This window comes from Asticcacaulis solisilvae, from assembly GCF_017875235.1.
Lineage (GTDB): Bacteria > Pseudomonadota > Alphaproteobacteria > Caulobacterales > Caulobacteraceae > Asticcacaulis > Asticcacaulis solisilvae_A.
This window is the reverse complement of record NZ_JAGGMI010000001.1, coordinates 316,030-336,863: the sequence shown is the minus strand read 5'-3', so window position 1 is coordinate 336,863 and position 20,834 is coordinate 316,030. Positions and strand designations below refer to the sequence as shown.

General features: G+C 64.1%; 14 protein-coding genes. 8 read left to right on the top strand and 6 right to left on the bottom strand.

Annotation, left to right across the window (positions count from 1 at the left end):
• The first annotated feature begins 26 nt into the window (after positions 1–26).
• The 4 genes from J2X24_RS01590 (at position 27) to J2X24_RS01575 (ending at position 4,740) form a co-directional block, all read left to right on the top strand.
• A complete protein-coding gene (locus J2X24_RS01590; protein WP_209715594.1) occupies positions 27–2,978 on the top strand; it encodes a bifunctional [glutamine synthetase] adenylyltransferase/[glutamine synthetase]-adenylyl-L-tyrosine phosphorylase in 2,952 nt (983 codons plus the stop codon).
• 238 nt (positions 2,979–3,216) lie between these two features.
• Positions 3,217–3,768 (top strand): RNA polymerase sigma factor, encoded by a 552-nt coding sequence (locus tag J2X24_RS01585; protein ID WP_245344401.1) that lies wholly within the window; start codon positions 3,217–3,219, stop codon positions 3,766–3,768.
• Position 3,769: 1 nt separating this feature from the next.
• Positions 3,770–4,228, top strand: coding sequence for a hypothetical protein (locus tag J2X24_RS01580; RefSeq protein WP_209715589.1), 459 nt, complete (start codon positions 3,770–3,772; stop codon positions 4,226–4,228).
• The gene (locus J2X24_RS01575) at positions 4,225–4,740 is read left to right on the top strand and encodes a periplasmic heavy metal sensor (RefSeq protein ID WP_209715586.1); all 516 of its coding nucleotides are present in this window, start codon (positions 4,225–4,227) and stop codon (positions 4,738–4,740) included. The genes J2X24_RS01580 and J2X24_RS01575 overlap by 4 nt, the downstream gene beginning before the upstream one ends.
• A 6-nt stretch (positions 4,741–4,746) precedes the next feature.
• Here the strand turns inward: J2X24_RS01575 and J2X24_RS01570 are convergent, their stop codons facing one another.
• The 6 genes from J2X24_RS01570 to J2X24_RS01545 all read right to left on the bottom strand — a co-directional run bounded on the left by J2X24_RS01570 (position 4,747) and on the right by J2X24_RS01545 (position 13,583).
• On the bottom strand, positions 4,747–5,100 hold the full coding sequence (locus J2X24_RS01570) for a hypothetical protein (protein WP_209715583.1): 354 nt from the start codon (positions 5,098–5,100) through the stop codon (positions 4,747–4,749).
• Positions 5,101–5,102: 2 nt separating this feature from the next.
• Complete coding sequence (locus tag J2X24_RS01565) at positions 5,103–6,752, bottom strand: S41 family peptidase (RefSeq protein ID WP_209715580.1); 1,650 nt, start codon at positions 6,750–6,752, stop codon at positions 5,103–5,105.
• A gap of 55 nt (positions 6,753–6,807) precedes the next feature.
• Positions 6,808–9,330: a sensor histidine kinase gene (locus J2X24_RS01560; RefSeq protein ID WP_310002368.1), complete on the bottom strand. Its 2,523-nt coding sequence runs from the start codon at positions 9,328–9,330 to the stop codon at positions 6,808–6,810.
• A 331-nt stretch (positions 9,331–9,661) separates the two neighbouring features.
• A complete protein-coding gene (locus J2X24_RS01555; RefSeq protein WP_209715577.1) occupies positions 9,662–10,198 on the bottom strand; it encodes a response regulator in 537 nt (178 codons plus the stop codon).
• A gap of 106 nt (positions 10,199–10,304) precedes the next feature.
• Entirely contained in the window at positions 10,305–12,917 is a 2,613-nt protein-coding gene (gene pepN / locus J2X24_RS01550) for an aminopeptidase N (RefSeq protein WP_209715574.1), read from the bottom strand.
• Positions 12,918–13,022: 105 nt separating this feature from the next.
• Complete coding sequence (locus tag J2X24_RS01545; protein ID WP_209715571.1) at positions 13,023–13,583, bottom strand: hypothetical protein; 561 nt, start codon at positions 13,581–13,583, stop codon at positions 13,023–13,025.
• Between the two features lie 275 nt (positions 13,584–13,858).
• On the opposite strand from J2X24_RS01545, the gene ppc reads away from it, so the two are divergent.
• The 4 genes from ppc (at position 13,859) to edd (ending at position 20,832) form a co-directional block, all read left to right on the top strand.
• On the top strand, positions 13,859–16,528 hold the full coding sequence (ppc, locus tag J2X24_RS01540) for a phosphoenolpyruvate carboxylase (RefSeq protein WP_209715567.1): 2,670 nt from the start codon (positions 13,859–13,861) through the stop codon (positions 16,526–16,528).
• Between the two features lie 239 nt (positions 16,529–16,767).
• Positions 16,768–18,243: a glucose-6-phosphate dehydrogenase gene (gene zwf / locus J2X24_RS01535; RefSeq protein ID WP_209715565.1), complete on the top strand. Its 1,476-nt coding sequence runs from the start codon at positions 16,768–16,770 to the stop codon at positions 18,241–18,243.
• 21 nt (positions 18,244–18,264) lie between these two features.
• On the top strand, positions 18,265–19,008 hold the full coding sequence (pgl, locus tag J2X24_RS01530; protein WP_209715562.1) for a 6-phosphogluconolactonase: 744 nt from the start codon (positions 18,265–18,267) through the stop codon (positions 19,006–19,008).
• 9 nt (positions 19,009–19,017) lie between these two features.
• A complete protein-coding gene (edd, locus tag J2X24_RS01525) occupies positions 19,018–20,832 on the top strand; it encodes a phosphogluconate dehydratase (RefSeq protein ID WP_209715559.1) in 1,815 nt (604 codons plus the stop codon).
• Positions 20,833–20,834 lie beyond the last annotated feature (2 nt).

Here is a 20,834-nt window from a genome sequence, read left to right as displayed (position 1 = left end):
GACGGCGGTGCGGCACAAGGAATGCTATGAACGACGTGCTTTTTTCCTCGCTGGTCGAACGCCTGCACAGTTGCGGGCCTGTGCTGAACGCCGGTGCGGCCGATTATACGCTTGAGACCCTGCATGAGGTCGCCAAGGCCGAGGGCTGGCGCGACGTGCTGCTGCAGGCCGAAGCCGCCATCCGCCCGATCGTCGCGGCGTCACCCTATCTCGCCGGACTGATGCGCCGCGATCCGCAGCGCCTGCGCGAAACCCTGATCACCGCGCCTGAAGCGCGCCTGAAGGCCATCCTGCTGGCGACCGAAGCGCTGGAGGCCCAGGCCGCCACGATCGAAGCACCCGACGTCAACGCCGCCAAGAAGATCCTGCGTCACCTCAAAGCCGACACGCACCTTTTGACCGCCATGGCCGACCTCGGCGATGTCTGGAGCCTGGACCACGTCACGGCGGCGCTGACACGCTTCGCCGACGCCGTCACCTGCGCGGCCCTGGCGCTGGTCGTGCGCGAGGAGCGCGACAAGGGGCGCCTGCTACCGCCCGACGATCCCAAGTGGGACAAGGACCGCGGCGTCCTGCCGGGCCTGTTCGTGCTGGCCATGGGCAAGCACGGCGCGGGGGAATTGAACTATTCGTCGGACATCGACATCACCTTCTTCTGCGACCTGGACCGCCTGCCGCTGAAGGACACGGTCGATCCCCAGACCTTTGCCGACCGCGTTGCGCGCCAGGTGGCGGTCATCCTCAGTGAGCGTACCGGCGACGGCTATGTCTTCCGCGTCGACCTGCGCCTGCGTCCCGATCCGTCGTCGACCCCGACCGTGGTCAGCGTGCCGTTTGCGTTGAATTACTACGAATCGGTCGGCCAGAACTGGGAGCGCGCCTCCTTCATCAAGGCGCGCCACGTCTCGGGCGACCCGGTCGAAGCCAAGGCGTTCATGACCGACCTGACACCCTTCATCTGGCGGCGCAGCCTCGACTATCCGGCCATCGCCGACGTCCATTCGATTAAGCGCCAGATCCACGTCTACAAGGTCGATGAGCGTCTGGAGGCCGCCGGCGCCAACTTGAAACTCGGGGCGGGCGGCATCCGAGAGATCGAGTTCTTTGCTCAGACTCAACAGTTGATTCTGGGCGGGCGCGATCCGTCGCTACGTTCACGCCGGACATTGGACGCCCTCGATGCCCTCAGACGCGCCGGCCACCTGGCGCCGGCGGTCGCGAAAGAGCTGAAACAGGCCTATGTCCGCCTGCGCAACTGGGAACATCGCGTCCAGATGATCCACGACGAGCAGACTCACGAATTGCCCGAGGCCGAGGACGGCCGCATGCAGGTGGCGGTGTTGTCGGGCTTCTCCAACCTCAGCCGCTTCGACCTGGCCGTGTCGCGGACCCTGCGTCTGGTCAATGGCCATTATGGCGAGTTATTTTCCGAAGCCGAGCCGCTATCGTCGTCGTTCGGCAGCCTGGTCTTCACCGGCGTCGAGGACGATCCGGAAACGATCAAGACCCTGCAACGCATGGGTTTCGAACATCCGGACCAGGTGGCGGCGACGATCCGGTCCTGGCACCATGGCCGCATTCCGGCGACGCGGTCGGAACGCGGCCGCGAACTGTTTACCCGGCTGGTGCCGCGCCTGCTCGAGGCGCTGAACGAGACCGGCACGCCGTCGATCGCCTTTACGCGCTTCGCAAAGTTCTTCGTGACCCTGTCGGCGGGTGTTCAAATCCAGTCGCTGTTCCTGGCCAATCCGAAGCTGTTCAGCATGGTCGTTGAGATCATGGGCTTCAGCCCGCGCCTGTCGGGCATGCTGGCCCGCCACCCGACCGCGTTCGACGCCATGTTGGACGCCGGCTTCTTCGAGCCGCTGGGCGAGGAACTGGACGCGCTGATCGGCCGTGAGGTCGAGCGCGTGCCGGCCGATATCGAAGCGGTAATGAATGCCCTGCGCCGCGTCGGCCGCGAGCAGCAGTTCCGTATCGGCATGCAGATCCTGTCCGGCCGGCTGTCGACTGAGGCGGCGGGCGCGGCTTACGCCCGGGTCGCCGATGCCTGCGTCAGCCATCTCGCGCCGCTGGCGGTCGAGGACGTGACGCGCCAGGCCGGCCGGCTGGACGGCCAGATCGCCATCATCGCGCTCGGCAAGCTGGGCTCGCAGGAGATGACGGCGACGTCGGACCTTGACCTGATGGCGGTCTACCTGCCCGACGACCCGTCGGCCGGATCGACGGTCAAGGGCTGGGCGGCCGAGACCTGGTTCGCGCGCGTGACGCAGCGCCTGATCGCGGCCCTGTCGGCGCCGACCCACGAAGGCACGCTCTACGAAATCGACATGAAGCTCAGGCCGACCGGCGCCAAGGGGCCGGTGGCCGTGTCGCTGGCGGCGTTCGAAAACTACTACACGCGCGAAGCCGATACCTGGGAGTTCCTGGCCCTGACGCGGGCACGTGTCGTGTGGGCGTCGTCGGCCGATTTCGCCGACCTGGTGCGGCTGAAGGTCGAGACCATCCTGCGCACGCCGCGCTCGCGCGGGGAGACGGCGCTGGACGTGCTCAATATGCGCGCCCTGATGGAGAAGGAGCGGCCGGCGAAGACCTTCTGGGACTTCAAGCTGAGCGTCGGCGGTCAGGTCGATGCCGAGTTCGCCGCCCAGTTCCTGCAATTGGTCCACGCCTCCGAAGGCGGGCCGCTGCGCTCTGGCACGCTTCAGGCGCTGACGGCCATGCAGCGCGCGGGGCTGGCGCCGGCCGCCGAGATCGACGCCCTGATCCTGGCCTGGCGGGTGCAGCAGTCGCTGGCCCAGGTGATGCGCGTGTCGCTGACCGAAAACGACGACCCGCACAACGAGCCCGAAGCCTTTCAGCGCAAGCTGGCCCGCGCGGTCCATACCCGCCGCCTCGACACGCTGGAAAAGAAGCTGAAGGACATCCGCAAGCGCGCCCGCCAGGCGTTCGAGCGGGTCGTGTCGCCCGAGGGCTAACACCCAAATATTGAGACGACCGACGGAAACCCCATGTCCCCCCGTTGAACGATCATGATGCTGGGGAGCTTCATCTGTTGGCGGTTTTACATGACGTGCGGTTCGCAAAGGCCGGTTTTCTGTGCTAGGAATGGAGCGGGCCATGCCTGACACGACCATTCTTGCCTGGCCGGGAGGGCCTTCACCTATTTCGCGGAGCGCTGTGAGTACGGATCCTGACGAACACCTGCTGGAGCGCATGGGACGCGGCGATATGGCCGCGGTGTCGATCCTTGTCTCGCGCAAGATGCCGCGTTTGATGGCCCTGGCCCGGCGCATGCTGGGCGATCCCGTGGAAGCCGAGGACGTCGCCCAGGAAACCCTGCTGCGAACCTGGAAACAGGCGGCGACCTGGGTGCCGGGCAAGGCGCGCATCGACACCTGGATGCATCGCGTCGCGCTGAACCTCTGCTACGATCGTCTGCGTCGGCGCCGCGAACAGGTCTCGACCGACGACGTCGAAATCGTCGACGGCACCATCAGCGCGCCGGCGAAGATGGAAGCCGCCGAAACCGCCAGCCAGGTCCAGGCGGCGATCAACGCCCTGCCGGACCGCCAGCGCGAAGCCATCGTCCTGACCTACTATCAGGAACTGTCCAACCAGGAAGCCGCCAACGTCATGGACGTCAGCGTCGAGGCGCTGGAAAGCCTTCTGGCGCGGGGGCGCCGTGCCCTTCGCGCCGCCATGAGTTCTCATATTCCCCACACCCCTGCGGCTTCCGGGAAGAGCCGTCAGGAGAAGGGAGCGTAACATGCCCAATCCCAGTGTAATGACTGAAGCCCGTTTCCGGGAAATTCTCGAGGCCTATGGCGCGGATTCGAAGCGCTGGCCGCAGGCCGAGCGCGCGGGCGCCATCTCGTACATGCTCGACCACGCCACCAGGGTCCAGTCGTGGCTGGACGAGGCGCGCATAACCGACGGCCTGCTCAACACTCTGTCCGAGGCGGATCGCCTGAGCCTGGAAGACAGCCGCAGCCTGCATTGGCAAACCCTGGAACACCTGGCGCGCCGCATGCCGGAAGACGTCGGGAATGTCGTGGTGTTGAAACCCAGAGTCCGCCCGCCTGTCCTGTGGGCGGCGGCGGGCATGGCGGCCTGCATCGCCGGTGCGATCTTCGGCATCACCTTCAGCATGTCCACCCTTGCCGATGTGCGCGCCCAGGCCGTACTGGAACAGGCCCAGGTCTTCGATGACGAGGCCGTGGGATGACACCGAAAACCTTGAAATGGCTGCTCGGCGTCTCCGTGGCGCTGAACCTGTTCCTGATCGCCGGCGGCATCGGTGCGGGCGTCGTGCTGAACCAGCACATGAAGCGTCCGCCGGCCGCGGCGAACTGGGGCGGGCACCCGAATGAGACAATGACGCCGGAAGCCAAGGCGCGCATCAAGGCCGTGATCAAGAAGGCGGCCCTGGAAGGCGAGCCGGACATGGAAAAGGCGCGCACGCTCCGGAAGGATGCCGGTAAGGTCGCCGCGGCCGAACCCTATGATGCGGCGCGGGTCATCGCTCTGTCCGACCAGGCGCGTTCCTATGAGGACATGGCGCGCGGCAAGATCGAGACGGCGCTAATCGAGGACATGGCGCAACTGTCGGCCAAGGAACGCGAGGCCGTGGCGAGCTTTATTCTGCGGCCGTCCTTCCGGTTCCGCAAATTCCTCGAAAAGGACGGCGCGCCCCAGCCGAACGGCAAGCCCGCGCCGGCATCGGCTTCGGCGAAGTAACGAACCTCAACGGCTTTGGCAGGTCACACCCGGCAGGTCGTAGATATCTTTCGTATCGCGACGCACAGCCAGGCAATGGCCGTCTTCGCTGACGATATCGAACTGTACCGGCAGGGCCATGGAATGCGTCTCGCGCGGGCCCAGGGGCGGGGGCAGGACAGTCACGCTCGACGTGTTGGCCGATGCCGATGGTCCAAGCTCGATCCGCCCACGGCCGACAGCGCGCGCCAGGGCGGATTGCAGCGCTTGGCGCGTCGCCGGGTCATCGAGATTGACGGTCGCCGCCTGCGTGCCGGCAACGGTCTGGCAGGCGCTTAAACCCAGCATGACGATCAGGGATGTGGCGAGCCCTTGACGCATGATTACCGCCGCATCGTCATGTCGCGGTTGGTCGTCATGATCCAGGGCTCCGGCCGTTCAAGCTTGAGCGATGTGCCCGAAGAGGTGCTTGCCGCGCTGCTGCTGCCGACGGCGGTGATCGTCGCCGCCGGACAGGTGCCGTTAGCGCCAAAGGTCATGGCGGCCTTCAGTAGACCTTCATTGGCGTCGCCGAGCTCATGGCCAAAATCGTCCGCCACGGCGCAGCCGGCGATCTTGACGCCGTAGGTTTCGGTCGAGTTGGCGGCTGTGAAGCCGTCGGCATAGTCGCCGAAGCCGACCTCGTTCACGCCCTGGAACTGGATGGTATAGTAGGTCTCGCCGCAATTGTCCTGCGGGTAGAAGCCGTAGGGCTTGCCGCAGGTCTTGCCGCCGACCAGGATGACCTCGACGCCGACGCCGCGCAGGCCGTTGATGACCGCTTCACTGGCGCTGCAGGTATTGCCCGTCGTCAGCACGAAGACGCGCGGCAGGTTCAGGGCGGGCAGGGCAGTGCCGTTGGCGACCGTGAAGCCGAGGCCGGTTTTGTAGAACGGCGTCGGATTGTTCACGGCGCCGGTCACCGGGTTGAGCGTGCCGGCGGCAGTGTTGAAGCGCAGGCGCTCGAAGGTCTTTCCGGTCGTTTTTGCGTCGCCCGCAACCATGTAGCTCAGCTGCGACGCCACGGCCAGCAGGCCGCCGCCATTGTAGCGCAGGTCAAGCACCAGGTCGGCGACGCCCTGGTCCTTCATGCTCTGCATCGCCGTGACGATGTCGTTTTCGCTCGAATAGGGGCTGAAGGTGTTGAACAGGATATAGCCAGTCTTCCTGCCGGCCCCGTCGGTCAGGACGCGCGTCCGGTTGACGGGCTTCGACACCAGGTTGGCTGAAACCAAAGTAACGCTGCGGTTGGCCGACGCGCCCGGATCGCGCACGACCAGGTTGGCGGTGACGCCGGCCGTGGATGGGAAGAGGGTGTTGTTGAGGGTGTCGATTTCGGCCTGCGTCGTGCCGCCGTTGACGACGTCGATGCCGTTGACCGTCAGGATGCGCGTGCCACGAAGAAGCTTGCCGTCAGCGGGCGTGCCGGGATCGGTGAAGACGACGCGGACGTCGCGCGGCACCGTGCCGGACAGGATGGCGATTTCGGCGCCGTAGCTGGCGCTGGCCGACGAATTGCGCCGCGCCAGGTATTCGGCGGTCGGCTCGCTGAAGTGAAACTCATCCTTGTCCCGGCCCGAAGACGTCTTGAGCAGGGTTTTCAGCGTATCAAAATACTGGACGCGCGTGCTGCTGTTGTTGGGGTTGGTGTCGATGACCTCAGTGTTCCACAGATAGGTCTCGTGGGTCCACGACCGCAGCCAGTTCTTTTCGTCAAGCGTCGTGCCGGCCTTGTCGGGGAAGGCCGTGCCTTCGATATCAAAGCCGGTGCGCGGAGCCTGGCACTTGTCCTTGAAGGTGCTGGCGGCCTGGAAGACGCCCGATACCCAGCCCGTGGTACTGGATGAACTGCTGCTGCTTGAGGCGGAAGATCCGCCGCCGGAGGGGGCGGACGAGCCGCCACCGCCACCTCCGCCTCCACAGGAGGCGATGACCGCCGTGGCGGCGATGGCGATACACAGGTGCGCGACTTTACCGATACTGAACTTGCTCATAAGGCGAAGATGACCACGTTTTCGCCAATCCGGCAAGCGGGGCGTCAGGCATGTTTCAGGCGGCACGGTCCGCCGAGCGCTCGCCTTCGGTCTTGGTGGGCTGGCGGATCGGCAGGATGAGATGCACCCTGGTGCCTTCGCCGGGCAGGCTGTCGAGCTCCATGCGGCCGCTATGCATTTCGGTCAGCGATTTGGACAGCGCCAGCCCGAGGCCCGTCCCCTCCTTGGTACGCAGATACTGGTTGTCGATCTGCTCGAACGGCCGGGCCAGCTTCTGCAGATCTTTTTCGGAAATGCCGATGCCGGTATCGGAAACGGTGATGTGGACGTTTTCGTCGGTGCGGACGGCGGACACGGTGATGGTCCCGTCCTTGGGGGTGAACTTGACGGCGTTGGTCAGCAGGTTGAGCAGCACCTGTTTCAGCGCGCGGAAATCGGCCTCGATCTCGGGCAGGTCCGGCGGAATGTGCGTGCGCAGCTTCAGGCCGGCCTTTTCGGCGCGCTGGCGGATCAGGCGCAGCGTGTCGTCGGTGACTTCCTCGACATTAACGGGCTCGAAGCGCAGGGTCATCTTGCCGGCCTCGATCTTCGACATGTCGAGAATGTCGTTGATCAGGCTCAGCAGGTGCTGGCCGGAATTGAGAATGTCGCCGGAATATTCCTTGTAGCGCGGATGGCCCAGCGGCCCGAACATCTCCGACGACATGATCTCGGAGAAGCCGTTGATGGCGTTCAGCGGCGTGCGCAGTTCGTGGCTCATATTCGCCAGGAACTCGCTCTTGGCGTGGTTGGCGGCCTCGGCGCGGATCTTGGCCATCTCGTACTTGCGCGCCAGAACCTCCTGCTGCTTGCGGCTCTGCTCCAGTTTCTCGACCAGGGCCTGCAGCTGTTCCTCGTTCCGGCGGCTCAACTCTTCCTGGACCTTGACGGCGGTGATGTCGGCGCTGGTGACGACGCGGCCGCCTTCGCGCGTCGGGCTTTCCGATATCTGAATCCAGTGGCCGTTGTTCAACTCGGCCTCGATGACGCCGTCGCGCCCGTCAGCCACCGGAACCTGGCGCCGGATGGCGATCTGGATGACCTGCTCGATCAGGTCGCGCGGCGTACCCTGGCGCAGGAACCGTTCATCGATGTTGAAGGTGGTGCCAAACGTCTTGTTCCACATGGTCAGGCGGCCGTGGCGGTCCCACAGCACAAAGGCGTCGGACACCGAGTTGATGGCGTCGAGCAGCCGCGCCTCGGCGCGCTGGGCCCTGATCTGCGCCGTGCGTTCGTCGGTGACGTCGAGCGCCACGCCCGACAGGCGTGTGAAGCCGGAGGCCGAGCGTTCGCCGACCGCCTGGCCGCGCGCGTCGATCCACAAGGACCGCCCGCCTTCACGCGGCACACGAAACGACACATCGAAGGCGCCGGTCAGGCGCGCATCCATCAAGGCTTTCGTCACCGCGTCACGATGGTCGGCCGCCAGACGCGCCAGGACCTCGGGTGTCGAGGCCACGCCGCCACCGCCCCAGCCCAGCATGACGCCGGTGACGTCGGACATGTAGATCAGATCCTGCTCCAGGTCCCAGTCCCAGATGCCGCAGTGCGCCGCCTCGACCGCCAGCCGGTAGCGCTGTTCGCTGGCCTGGAACTGCAGGGTCTGGCTGCGGCCGCGCCGCGCCTGGTAGATCAGCAGCAGGGTGAAGAGCACGCCGACCAGCAGGGGGCCGCCGATGAACAGGAGGCCGGTGATAAGGCTGGCCGAGACAGAAAAGAACGGCTCGGTCGGAATGGCGTTGAGGACCAGCAGGCCCTCGCCGTTGTCGGAGCTGATACGCGCCGAGGCGATCTTCACGAAGCCCGCGCCCTCGCGCGCGCCCTGGATAAGGTCGCGGCTGTCGGCGCGATCGCGCAGTTGCGCCGGCGCGACGGCCAGCGCCGTGTCGGTGTCCAGGCCGACCATGCGGCTGTCGGACGCGGCCAGGATCACGCCATCCTTGTCGACCAGCAGGCCGAGACGGCCGTCACCGGGCGTCGAGAGAACGGCGGGGTCGAGACGCGCGACCAGGATACCGCCGGCGGTTTCCAGCGTCATATAGGCGCGGGCCTGACCGCTGAGGCGGGAATTGAGCACATCGATGGCCAGCCGCCGGCCGGTTTTCGCCGCCGCGGCTTCGGCCGCCTTGCGAACCAGGGCATGGTCGTCATTGCCGGACATCGCGGCGATCGTGCCGTCGCCGCCTTCGACGCGGACGACGGCCAGGCTGGACAGGTTGCCGCGCGCCAGCCGCAGGCCGGTCTCGGTGGCGCTTAAGGTATCTGTGGGCGCCAGCGCGATACGGTCGGCGCTGGCTTCCAGGGCCGCCCGCGCCAGCCCCAGCCGCGCTTCGGCGCGCGCCGCCCCCATTTCCGCGCCTTCCAGCAGGACTTCGCCCTGGCGATCCTTGTCGGCCGACAGGGAATTCCCCAGCTGCAGCGTCGACAGGGCCGAGAACAGCCCCATGCCCAGCAGCAGGACCAGTATGGTCAGCCGCATCCATAGCGGCACGGTATTGGGAATGAAGCTCAGGGCCGCCCGGGTAATACCGCCTGTCACGCTGTCGTCCGGTGAAGTTGCGGCGCGCGCCTTCGCTTCCGGCGGTGCCGGGCGGATGCGGGAATGTGGGCGCCGTGCCGTCAAGCTTTGATTCGCTTTGCTTCCGCGCCCGCCGTCTGATCCGAAATGATCATGCGATGAGCCGCAGGTTATTGTTTTTTCAGCGCTATTCCGAAAACCGCGTTCGGGTTTCCGGGGGCCGCCAAGGTGTCCGTGATTCGCGTTAACAAACAGGGTAAACGCCCTGTTAATCTATTGTCGAGAGTCTTAAGGTCAGATGAATTCGAATAACGGCTATGCGGTATGATTATCCGCCGCCGCAAATGAAAAATTAGCTGGCCGCCGCTTCGCCACGGCTGTTATTCGGCGGCTGGTGATCGGCCGTCCAGCCTTCGCGCCGTTCCGGGCCGTCATACTTCGGGTCCATGCGGCGGCGCCGGTCCGGGCCGAAATAGCTGCTCGTTTTGATATAGGGGCGGGGATAGTCGACGATGGCGACGACTTTTCGATAGAGCTCCTGCGCCGTTACCGGCTTGCAGCAGAACTCATTGGCGCCGGCGTCGCGCGCGGCGAGGACGCGCGAGCGCTCCGAGTGCGCCGTCAGCATGATGATCGGGACATAGCGGTTCGGGCTGTCGGACGAATTACGCACCAGCTTGACGAACTCGATGCCGTCCAGGACTTCCATCTGGTAGTCGGTGACCACTATGTCGATCGAATCGTGCTTAAGGCGGTGAAAGGCGTCGGTGGCGTCCTTGGCCTCGAAGATCTGGGTCGCGCCGAAGCCGCGCAGGATCGTTTTGACAATATTGATCATGTGGGCGTTGTCGTCCACTACCAGGAACCTGACGCGTTCGAGGCCTGCCAATATCCTGTCCTTCACTCAAGCCCACGCGTGGCAGGCAACCCGTTCACAGTCTATGAAGGCCAATGGCTTAAGAAGGGTTAATAGAATGCTATAACCCAGCCTTCGGTTACCCTTCCAGCGCCTTGGTCGCCAGTTCGGCGACGTTCTTCGACAGGTTGGGCGCCTTGGCGATGGTTTGCAGGGCGTCCTTCATCAGGCCGTTCCAAGGCGCGGCGTAGAAGCGGAAGCGGCTGAGCGGCTCGATCAGGCGCGCGGCCGTCATCGGGTTGAAGGCATCGACCATCAGCACCTGCTCGACGAGGAAGGCGTAGCCCGCGCCGGACGGATCGTGGAAGACGCTCTGGTTGCCGGCGAAGGCCTGGACCAGGGCGCGCCAGCGGTTCGGCGTCCTGGCATCGAAATCCGGGTGGGACTTGAGCGCCTGGACGCGCTCCAGCGTCGCCGGGTGCGGGCAACTGGATTGCAGGGCGAACCATTTGTCGATGACCAGCGGTTCGGCCTTGAAACGGTGATAGAAGGCGTCGAGCGCCTTTTGGTACGGCTGGCCCTGGACGGACATCAGGGCGGTGATGCCGCCGACCATGTCCGTCATATTGGTGGCGTTGACGAAGTGCGCTTCGGCCAGGGCGACCAGGCCTTCCTTGTTGTGGCTGTCGTTATAACCGGCCAGCATCAGGTCCAGAAGGGCATTGCGCAAGGCGCGCAGGCCGGCGGCCTCGGCGTCCGGGCTGAACGCGACCGGTGGAATGATCGCGTTATACAGATCGTGCAACAGGTGGTTCAGCCTGTCCGACAAGGCTGTTTTCAGGCCCGTTCGCTGTTTGTGGATAAAGGCGGGATCGATCGGGCTCATGGATTGCGCCAGGTCCGCCTCGGTCGGCAGGGCCATGATCAGCGCCTTGAAGGCGGGCTCCAGGCTGTCGTCCTCAAGGCAGGCCTTCAGCGCGTCGGCGAAACTGTCGATCAGGGAGGGTGCGGGTTCCGGATCGAGGATGATGGCGCGCGCCAGGCCTTGCGCCGCCTCCCAGCGATTGAACGGATCGGCGTCGCCCTTGAAACGGGCAAAGGCGTGGTCGCGCGGTTCCTCGACCGTCAGGATGACGGGCGCCGAAAAGTGACGCAACGCCGACACGACGGGCTGTTCGGTGACGCCGGTCAGCACGATGTGTTCCGCCTCACGGCGCAGGACGTGCAGGCTCTCGCTGGCGGTGCCACCATTATAGGTCATGGGCGCGCCGCGCGTGGTCAGAAGACCAAAACGCAGCGGGATCGGTACGGGCGACTTGTCCGGCTGGCCTGGCGTCGGCAGGGTCTTCTGGCGCAGCTTCAGGGTCAGGGTTTGGCCGGCGGCATCATAGACCGGCGTGATGTCGAGCCGTGGCGTCCCGGCCTGGGTGTACCATTGCAGCCACGGCGAGAAGTCCTCGCCCGTGACGGCTTCAAAGCTCTTCAGGAAGTCTTCGAGCGTCGCCGCCGTGCCGTCATTGGTCTCGAAATAGTGGTCGAGCGCCTTGCGGTAGGTTTCGGGGCCGACATAGGTCCTGAGCATGCCGACGATCTCGGCGCCCTTTTCGTAGATGGTCGCGGTATAGAAGTTGTCGATCTTGACGTAGGACGACGGGCGGACCGGATGGGCCAGCGGGCCGGAATCTTCCGGAAACTGGCGGGCGCGCAGCGCCTTGACGTCCTTGATGCGGGCGACGGCATGGCCGCGCATGTCGCCGGAAAAGCCCTGGTCGCGATAGACGGTCAGGCCTTCCTTCAGGCACAGCTGGAACCAGTCGCGGCAGGTGACGCGGTTGCCCGACCAGTTGTGGAAATATTCGTGGGCGATAACGCTTTCGATGCGCTCATAGTCGAGGTCGGTCGCGGTCGCGGGATCGGCCAGCAGCAACGAGGCGTTGAAGATATTCAGCCCCTTGTTTTCCATGGCGCCGAAGTTGAAGTCACGCACCGCCACGATCATGAACAGATCGAGATCGTATTCGCGGCCATAGACGTCTTCGTCCCACTTCATCGAGCGCTTGAGCGCGTCCATGGCGTAGGCGGCGCGCGCCTTCATGCCGGTGTCGACATAGATTTTCAGCGCGACGCTCCGGCCGGACATGGTCGTGAAGGCGTCTTCCAGGACGTCGAGTTCGCCGGCGACCAGGGCAAACAGATAGCAGGGCTTGAAGAAGGGGTCTTCCCACTGGGCGTAGTGGCGGCCTTCAGGCAGGTCGCCGGTCTCGATCAGGTTGCCGTTCGACAGGAGATGCGGGAAGTCGGCCTTCGGCGCCTCGATGCGGACGCGGTATTTCGACAGGACATCGGGCCGGTCGAGGAAGTAGGTGATCTTGCGGAACCCTTCGGCCTCGCACTGGGTGGCGTAGCGGCCGGACGACATGTAGAGGCCTTCCAGCGTCTTGTTATCCGACGGATTGATCTCGACCTCGGTTTCCAACGTGAAACGGTCCGGAACGTCGGCGATGGTCAGGGTTTCGGCGGTGACCTGATAGTCGGCCTCGCCAAGCGCCTTGCCGTCTATGCGCAAGCTGATCAGCTTCAGCCGCTCGCCCATCAGGACCAGCGGACCGGGCGCCTGGCGTTCCAGGATCAGCCGTGCCATGACCCGCGTCGTTTCGGGCGCCAGGGCGAAGTCCAGCTCGACTTCGGGGATGCGGAATTCCGGCGCCTTGTAGTCGGTGAGGCGGATAGGCTGGGGTGTGTCGGTGCGCATGGGCGGGCGTCCTGCAATCTCTAAGCGTCGAGTCGATTTAGGGACTCATTTCAAAGATTGCAGCACCCGGCAATTGTTTTGCGGTGGGATAAAGTAAGAAAGGCTTTAAGCCGTCGCCGCTTTTGCCGTCGCCAGGGCATCCCCGTCGATGATCTTGCGCAGCTGTTCGGCGCGCTTGGCCAGGGTAATGATGTCGTCATCGACGTCGGTATTCTGGCGAACATAGTCGCGCAGGTCCTTGGCGATTTTGTAAAGCGCCGGGCTGGCGGCGATCAGGCGGGCCTGCATTTCGATCAGGTCGGGATCACGTTCGTATTCGGCGCCTGGCACACGCCAGCCGCCCCAGTCATTGACGTCGGTGACGACGACCGGATAGGTGCCGGGGAAGGGGTGGTGACGGCTTTCGTCCGGGCTTTGCCACTTATTGCGCGCGCGCATCAAGCGCCAATGGCCCATGCCCGGCTGCTTGTCCGACGCCTCATTGTTGCGGGTATCGGCCGTCAGTTCCTCCGCGGAGAAATCGCGCCCCAGGCCGCAGTCGTAGGTGACGCGGACGGGTTCGTCGAAACCCTTGACCCAGACGGGATTGACCTTGTCGATCACGGCCCAGGTACCGACCGGTTCGACATAGACCCGCTGGTGGCGGTGGAAGGAGGCTTTTGCCATGGGAAACCCTGTTTTCGTTCAGGCTGTCCACCAGCATTACGCGAAAAAACTTTAGAAATGGCAAAGAAACGGTACCCGGATAATTTGTTGCGCGTGCAACAGAGTTCACAATATGAAAAAATTTCAGGAAAATTTTTCATATTACAAGGTCTTGTTTTGACTGGACTGTTATCGCTACCTGTTCAGGTGCCACTCATCCGGCGTCGGATGGGCTGCTTTGCAGTGCACAAATTTCCCGCTAATCTGTGCTTGATTTGTGTGTGGAGGCGGATGCCATGGATGACACTTCTCTCGATCCCGTAAGGCATCATATCGCGCTTTTGGACGGCCTGTTGCATGAGGCGGTGCGCGATTTCGGTCGCGACCATATCCTCGACCTGATCGATGGACTGATCGCCGGCAAGTGCGATCTGGCGGCCTTGAGCGAGTCCGAAGCTGCCCACGCCGCGCGCATCATGACCTGCCTGTCGACGCTGCAGGTGATCTCCGAGGACGTCGATCAGCTGAAAATGGTCGACAAGTTCACCGCCTCGGATGGTTCGCGTCAGGCGACGACCCTGACCAATGCCGTGGCCTCGGCAAAGGGCGAGGGCATGACTCAAGGAGAGGTCGAGACGCTGCTGGCTGATATCCTGGCCTCGCCGGTCTTCACTGCCCATCCGACCGAGATGCGCCGCGCCAGTGTCACCATGCGCGAGACCGAGATTACGCAACTGCTGCAGGCCTATGAGAAGTCCGGCAGCGACAAGAAGACGATCGAGGACGAGCTTTATCGCGCGATCGCGCTTCTGTGGAACACGCGCCTGAACCGGCCCGAGCGGATCACGGTCAAGGACGAGATCAACAATCTTCTGGGGCACGTCGAACGCTCGATCCTGCCGGCGCTGGTGTCGCTGTATAACGAGTGGGGGCGTAACCTCGACATCGAGCGCGCCCTGCCGAGTGTGCTGAAGCTCGGCACCTGGATCGGCGGCGACCGCGACGGCCACCCGCACGTCGACGAGGTGACGCTCAACTACGCCATCAAGACGCAGGCGCGGCTGGCCTTCCGCTTCTATTTCACGCAGCTTGAACAGCTCGACACCGAACTGACCCTGTCGGACGAACTCACCAAGGTATCGGAATCGTTGCTCGAAATGTCGCGCAAGTCGATGGACGGCAATATCCATCGTGTCGACGAGCCCTATCGCCGCGCCATCGCCTGGATCAAGGACCGGCTGGCGCGGACGCGCAGCCTGATCCTCGACGAGGACGACCGCCGCGGCAATGTCGCGGCCCCGCCCTATGAGACCTGCGACGCCTTCATCAAGGACCTCAAGGTCCTGTGCGACTCGATTGCCGAACATGGCGGCAAGCGCATGGTCGGCAAGACGCTGAAGAGCCTGATCCGCATTGCGCGCTCGTGCGGCTTCCACCTGCTGGCCATCGACCTTCGCCAGAACTCGGACGTCCATGAGCGCGTGATCGCCGAGCTGTTCACCCAGTCGTCGGAGCTCATCGACTATCTCGGCATGTCGGAAAGCGAGCGCTGCTCGCTGCTGCTGGCGGAACTGACCAATGACCGCATCTTACGCTGGCCCTATGCGCGTTATTCCGACGAGACGCGCCGCGAGCTGAAGATCGTCGATGCGGCCGCCGCACTGATCAAGACCTTCGGCCCGGAAGCCTTCGGCGCCTATATCATCTCCAAGGCGGCGTCGGTCTCCGACATCCTCGAACCGCTGGTCCTGCTCAAGCAGGCCGGCCTGGTGCGCGGCGGACCCCAGCCGCATACCATGATCAAGATTTCGCCGCTGTTCGAGACCATCGGCGACCTGGAAGCCGCGCCCGACATCATGAAGAAGTGGCTCGGCAACTACGCCGTCCGCTCGTTGATGGGCCGGCCGCTGATCCAGGAGGTCATGCTCGGTTATTCGGATTCCAATAAGGATGGCGGCTATACGGCGTCGCGCTGGTCGCTGCACAAGGGCTCGAAGGCCGTCAAGGCCGTCTGCGACGAGAGCAAGGTGCAGTTGCGCCTGTTCCATGGCCGCGGCGGCAGCGTCGGGCGCGGCGGCGGTCCGGCCTTCGAAGCCATCCTGGCCCAGCCGGAAGGTACCGTCGGCGGACAGATCCGCGTCACCGAACAGGGCGAGATGATCGCGCGCAAGTTCGGCAATCCGCAGGTGGCGCAAAAGACGCTCGACGCCTTTGCCGCCGCGACCTTCCTGGCATCCAAGCCCAATGGCCACACCATGCGTCCGGCCGGCGACAGCGAATTGGAGGCGCGCTTCACGCCGGTCATGGATCGAATCTGCGAAGCCTCGTTCAAGGCCTATCGTGGTCTGGTCTATGACGATCCGCATTTTCTCGCGTTTTTCCGTTCGGTGACGCCGATCTCGGAAATCTCGGGCCTCAAGATCGGTTCGCGCCCGGCATCGCGTACGGCTTCCGGCAAGATCGAGGACTTGCGCGCCATTCCGTGGGTGTTTTCGTGGTCGCAGTCGCGTCTCATGCTGCCGGGGTGGTACGGCTTTGCCGCCGGCGTGCGCGAGGCCGGTGTTACCGACGCCGAGCTGCAGGAGATGGTCAAGTGGGACTTCTTCGACGTCTTCCTGGCCAATATGGAAATGGGCATGGCCAAGGCCGACATGGGCGTGGCCGAGTCCTACGTGGCGCTTGCGACCGAGCCCGAGGAAGCCAAACGCATCTTCGCCCAGATCCGAAGCGAGTTCGACGACACCGTGGCGCTGATCCTGCGCATTCGCGGCGCCTCGACGCTTCTGTCGACGCATGAGCGCCTGCGCGGCCAGATCGAACGGTCGAAGCCGGTGCTCGATGCGCTTAACCGTCTTCAGGTGCATCTGATCGGCCGTCTGCGCCGTGGTAACGATCACAAACTGGTGCAGTTGGCCGCGCAATTGACGGTCAATGGCATCTCGGCGGCGCTCAGGAATACGGGCTGATTTTGCCGGCGGCGCCTTCGGAGCTGACAGGTAAACTGAGGTGACATAAGCCTTGGCGGCGGTTGCGATGCCTGTGGTCAAGGTTGATTTGCCCCTCACCCCAGCGCTCTCCCCGCGAGCGGGAAGAGCGCGTGAAACTCATTTCTTCCGTTAGCGCTAACAATTGTGTAATGGCCTTGTTTCGCAAGGGCAAGTTCCTCTATATGGGACGAAATTACAGTCAGTCAGGGAACGGTTAGATGGCGATATCTTCCAGCGCGCGGCAGCAGGTCTTTGTCCTTGTCGGCGGCACCGGCGACCTGGCCATGCGGATGCTGTGGCCGTCCCTGGCCATGCTCGACCAGGACGGTTATCTGCCGGATGACCTCCGCATTATCTCTGTGGCGCGCGAGGACTGTGGTACCGAGGTGTGCGTCGATCGCATCGGCAATGCGGTGCAAAAGCGGATCGGCACCGATCTGGAGCCGTCGACCCTGCCGCGCTTCCGCAAGCGCATCGTCCACGTCGCGCTCGACGCCGCCAATGACGACTGGGGGCCAAAGCTCAAGGCCGAGCTTGGCAATGTCGACGCGCTCGACATCGTCTACTTCCTCTCTGTGTCGCCGACCCTGTTCAAGCCGATCTGCGAGCATATCGAGCGCGCGGGCCTCAACAAGGCGCCGAACCGCGTCGTCATTGAAAAGCCGATCGGCCGCGACCTGGCGACGTCGAAGATCATCAACGACTCGGTCGCCCACGCCTTCTCCGAAGATCGCACCTTCCGCATCGACCACTATCTGGGCAAGGAAACCGTCCAGAACCTGATCGCGCTGCGCTTCGGCAATACGGTGTTCGAGCCGCTGTGGAACGCCCAGTCGATCGACCACGTCCAGATCACCATCGCCGAAACCGTCGGCACGGGTGAGCGTCTCGGCTATTACGACGAATACGGCGCCATCCGCGACATGCTGCAGAACCATCTGCTGCAGCTGCTGTGCCTGACCGCCATGGAGCCGCCGGCCGGCCTGTCATCTGACGCCCTGCGCGACGAAAAGGTCAAGGTGCTGAGATCGCTTAAGCCCATCGACGCCTCGAACGTCACCCAGGTGACGGCGCGCGGCCAGTATGGTCCGGGCTTTGCCGATGGCGGCGCCATCCGCGGCTACGAAGCCGAAAAGGGTTCACCGTCGGGCACAGAAACCTATGTGGCCGTCAAGGCCGAAATCCAGAACTGGCGCTGGGCGGGGACGCCCTTCTATCTGCGGACCGGCAAGTGCCTGCCATCGCGCGCCACCGAAATCGTCATCCAGTTCAAGGCATTGCCGCACTCGATCTTTGGCGGTGAAGATCGTGCCAACCGCCTGATCATCCGCCTGCAGCCCGATGAAGACATCAAGCTCAGCATCATGAACAAGTCGCCGGGTCTGACCGCCGAGGGGATGCACCTGCAGTCGCTCGACCTCAGCCTGTCGCTGATCAATGCGTTTGATGGCAACGGCAACAAACCATCGCGCCGCCGCATCGCCTATGAGCGCCTGATCCTCGATGCCCTGAATGGCAACAACGCCCAGTTCGTCCGCCGCGACGAGGTCGAGGCCGCCTGGGCCTGGGTCGACGGCATTTCCGAGGCCTGGAAACAGGCCTATCCCAAACCTCAAACCTATCCCGCCGGCACCTACGGCCCGGTCAGCGCCTATACGCTGCTGGACCGTGACGGCCGCACCTGGAACGATTGAAAGGTGGACGGGCAGGGCCACATGATCACCTTCGACGGCGCCAAGGGGCCCGTCGCGGTGCGTTGCTTTGACAGCGCGGCGGAAGCCGGGGCGTGGATCGCGCCAAACATCGCCAAGTCTCTGAAGGACGCCATCGCCCAGCGCGGCAAGGCCATCTGGCTCGGCTGCGGCGGCAATACGCCGAAGCCGATCTATGAGCAGCTGGTCACCGAAGACATCGACTGGGACAAGGTCAAGCTGTTCCAGGTCGACGAACGCTTCGTGCCGACCGATGACGCCGCCTCCAATACGCGCATGATGCGTGAAGCGCTCAGCAGCGTCCTCGGCCAGGGCGCCATGGAGCTGATCTCGCTGATCCAGGACATCGACGACCAGTACGCCTGCGCTGCCAAGGCCGAAGCAAAGCTGCGTGAGCTGGGTGGTGGTGAGCCGCCGGTGTTCGACTTCGCCCTGATGGGCATGGGGCCGGACGCCCACTATGCGTCGATCTTCCCAGGCCACGCCATCAACGGCGTCGTCTACAATACGGATGCCCTGGTCCTGCCGGTCTCGGCCTCGACGACCGAGCTGGAGCCCAAGCTGCCGCGCATTACGCTGACGGTGCCGGCGATCAACGAATCGCGCCGCATTCTGTTCTATATCACCGGTCAGACCAAGCTGGACGTGCTGAAGACCGCCGCCCAGTCGACCGATCCCTATACTTCGCCCATCGGCGCCTTCCTGGCCCAGGCCAGAGTTGCCGTCGAATTCGTCTGGGCACCCTGAGGTAGTCATATGGCTGAACTGCACCCTGTCCTCGCCGAAGTCACCCAGCGCGTCATCGAACGTTCGAAAGACCTGCGCGCCGATTTCATGAGCCGCGCCGACCGTTATAAGTCGGACGAGCCGCGCCGCAAGAAGCTCAGCTGCGCCAACTATGCCCACGTTGTGGCCGCGTCCTCGGATACCGACAAGCTGCAACAGGCGCTGGATGCCGTGCCGAATATCGGCGTTGTCACCTCGTACAACGATATGCTGTCGGCGCACCAACCCTATCACGACTACCCGGACAAGATCCGCGTCGCTGCCCGTAAAGTCGGCGCCACGGTCCAGGTCGCCGGTGGCGTGCCAGCCATGTGCGACGGCGTCACGCAAGGCCGTCCGGGCATGGAGCTGTCGCTGTTTTCGCGCGACGTCATCGCCATGGCGACCGCAATTTCGCTTAGCCACGACGCGTTTGACGCTGCGTTGATGCTGGGGATCTGCGACAAGATCGTGCCTGGCCTGGTCATCGGCGCCCTGTCGTTTGCCCACCTTCCGGTCATCTTCGTGCCGGGCGGTCCGATGTCTTCCGGGCTTCCCAATCCGGAAAAGGCCAAGATCCGCACGCTGTATGCCCTCGGCGAAGTCGGCCGCGACGCGCTGCTGGCGGCCGAAATGGCCTCCTATCACGCCGCCGGCACCTGCACCTTCTATGGCACGGCCAACTCCAACCAGATGATGATGGAGATGATGGGCCTGCATGTGCCGGGCGCGGCATTTGTCCATCCGAACACGCCGCTGCGCGAGGCCCTGACGGCCGCCGCCACCGAGCGCGCGGCAAAGACGGCCGAAAACGGCAAGGACCCGAAGCGCCTGGCCGACGTCCTGTCGGAAAAGGCCTTTATCAATGCGGCGGTCGGCCTGCTGGCCACCGGTGGATCGACCAACCACACCCTGCACCTGCCGGCCATGGCGCGCGCTGCCGGCGTCATCCTGACCTGGGAAGACATGGACCAACTGTCGCGCGTTGTGCCGCTGCTGGCGCGTGTCTATCCGAACGGTTCGGCCGATGTGAACCACTTCCACGCCGCCGGCGGTGTCGGCTTCGTCATCCGTGAGCTGCTGTCGGGCGGCCTGCTGCACGAAGACGTCGATACCATCTGGGGCCACGGCTTGAGCCAATACGCCACAGAACCCTTCCTCGATGAGGGCGTGCTGACCTGGCGCCCGGTGCCGGAACACAGCCTCGACGAGGCCGTGGTGCGTCCGCTGTCTAATCCGTTCCAGCCCGAAGGGGGCTTGCGCGAACTGAAGGGCAATCTCGGCCGCTCGGTCACCAAGACGTCGGCCGTCAAGCCGGAGCATCAGATCGTCGAAGGCCCCTGTGTGGTATTCGACGACCAGGACGATTTCCTGGCGGCCTTCAAGGCCAAACAACTGCCGGAAGGCGATTTCGTTTGCGTGGTCCGTTTCCAAGGCCCAAAAGCCAACGGGATGCCGGAACTGCATTCGCTGACGCCGTCCTTGTCGTCGATCCTCGATCAGGGCCGCAAGGTCGCGCTGGTCTCGGACGGCCGCATGTCGGGCGCGTCAGGCAAGGTGACCGCGGCGATCCACCTGACACCCGAAGCGGTGGATGGCGGGCCGATCGCGAAGCTCAAGACCGGCGACCTGATCCGGGTCGATTGCGTCGCCGGAACAGTAGATTACCTCGGAGATGCCGCCGAGTTTGCTCAAAGACAAAACGCTGAACGGCCCAGAGAGGCTGATGGTGTGGGTCGGGAACTTTTTGCGCATATGCGCCGCGTCGTGGGGCCAGCCGACGCGGGCGGTGCCGTCTTTTGGTAAGG

Bases quoted from the DNA above. Each gene is read 5' to 3' on its own strand.
- J2X24_RS01575 (WP_209715586.1), top strand. From the start codon at position 4,225: ATGACACCGAAAACCTTGAAATGGCTGCTCGGCGTCTCCGTGGCGCTG.
- J2X24_RS01585 (WP_245344401.1), top strand. From the start codon at position 3,217: ATGGGACGCGGCGATATGGCCGCGGTGTCGATCCTTGTCTCGCGCAAG.
- zwf (WP_209715565.1), top strand. From the start codon at position 16,768: ATGGCGATATCTTCCAGCGCGCGGCAGCAGGTCTTTGTCCTTGTCGGC.
- edd (WP_209715559.1), top strand. From the start codon at position 19,018: ATGGCTGAACTGCACCCTGTCCTCGCCGAAGTCACCCAGCGCGTCATC.
- J2X24_RS01545 (WP_209715571.1), bottom strand. From the start codon at position 13,583: ATGGCAAAAGCCTCCTTCCACCGCCACCAGCGGGTCTATGTCGAACCG.
- pepN (WP_209715574.1), bottom strand. From the start codon at position 12,917: ATGCGCACCGACACACCCCAGCCTATCCGCCTCACCGACTACAAGGCG.
- J2X24_RS01580 (WP_209715589.1), top strand. From the start codon at position 3,770: ATGCCCAATCCCAGTGTAATGACTGAAGCCCGTTTCCGGGAAATTCTC.
- ppc (WP_209715567.1), top strand. From the start codon at position 13,859: ATGGATGACACTTCTCTCGATCCCGTAAGGCATCATATCGCGCTTTTG.
- J2X24_RS01590 (WP_209715594.1), top strand. From the start codon at position 27: ATGAACGACGTGCTTTTTTCCTCGCTGGTCGAACGCCTGCACAGTTGC.
- J2X24_RS01565 (WP_209715580.1), bottom strand. From the start codon at position 6,752: ATGAGCAAGTTCAGTATCGGTAAAGTCGCGCACCTGTGTATCGCCATC.
- pgl (WP_209715562.1), top strand. From the start codon at position 18,265: ATGATCACCTTCGACGGCGCCAAGGGGCCCGTCGCGGTGCGTTGCTTT.
- J2X24_RS01570 (WP_209715583.1), bottom strand. From the start codon at position 5,100: ATGCGTCAAGGGCTCGCCACATCCCTGATCGTCATGCTGGGTTTAAGC.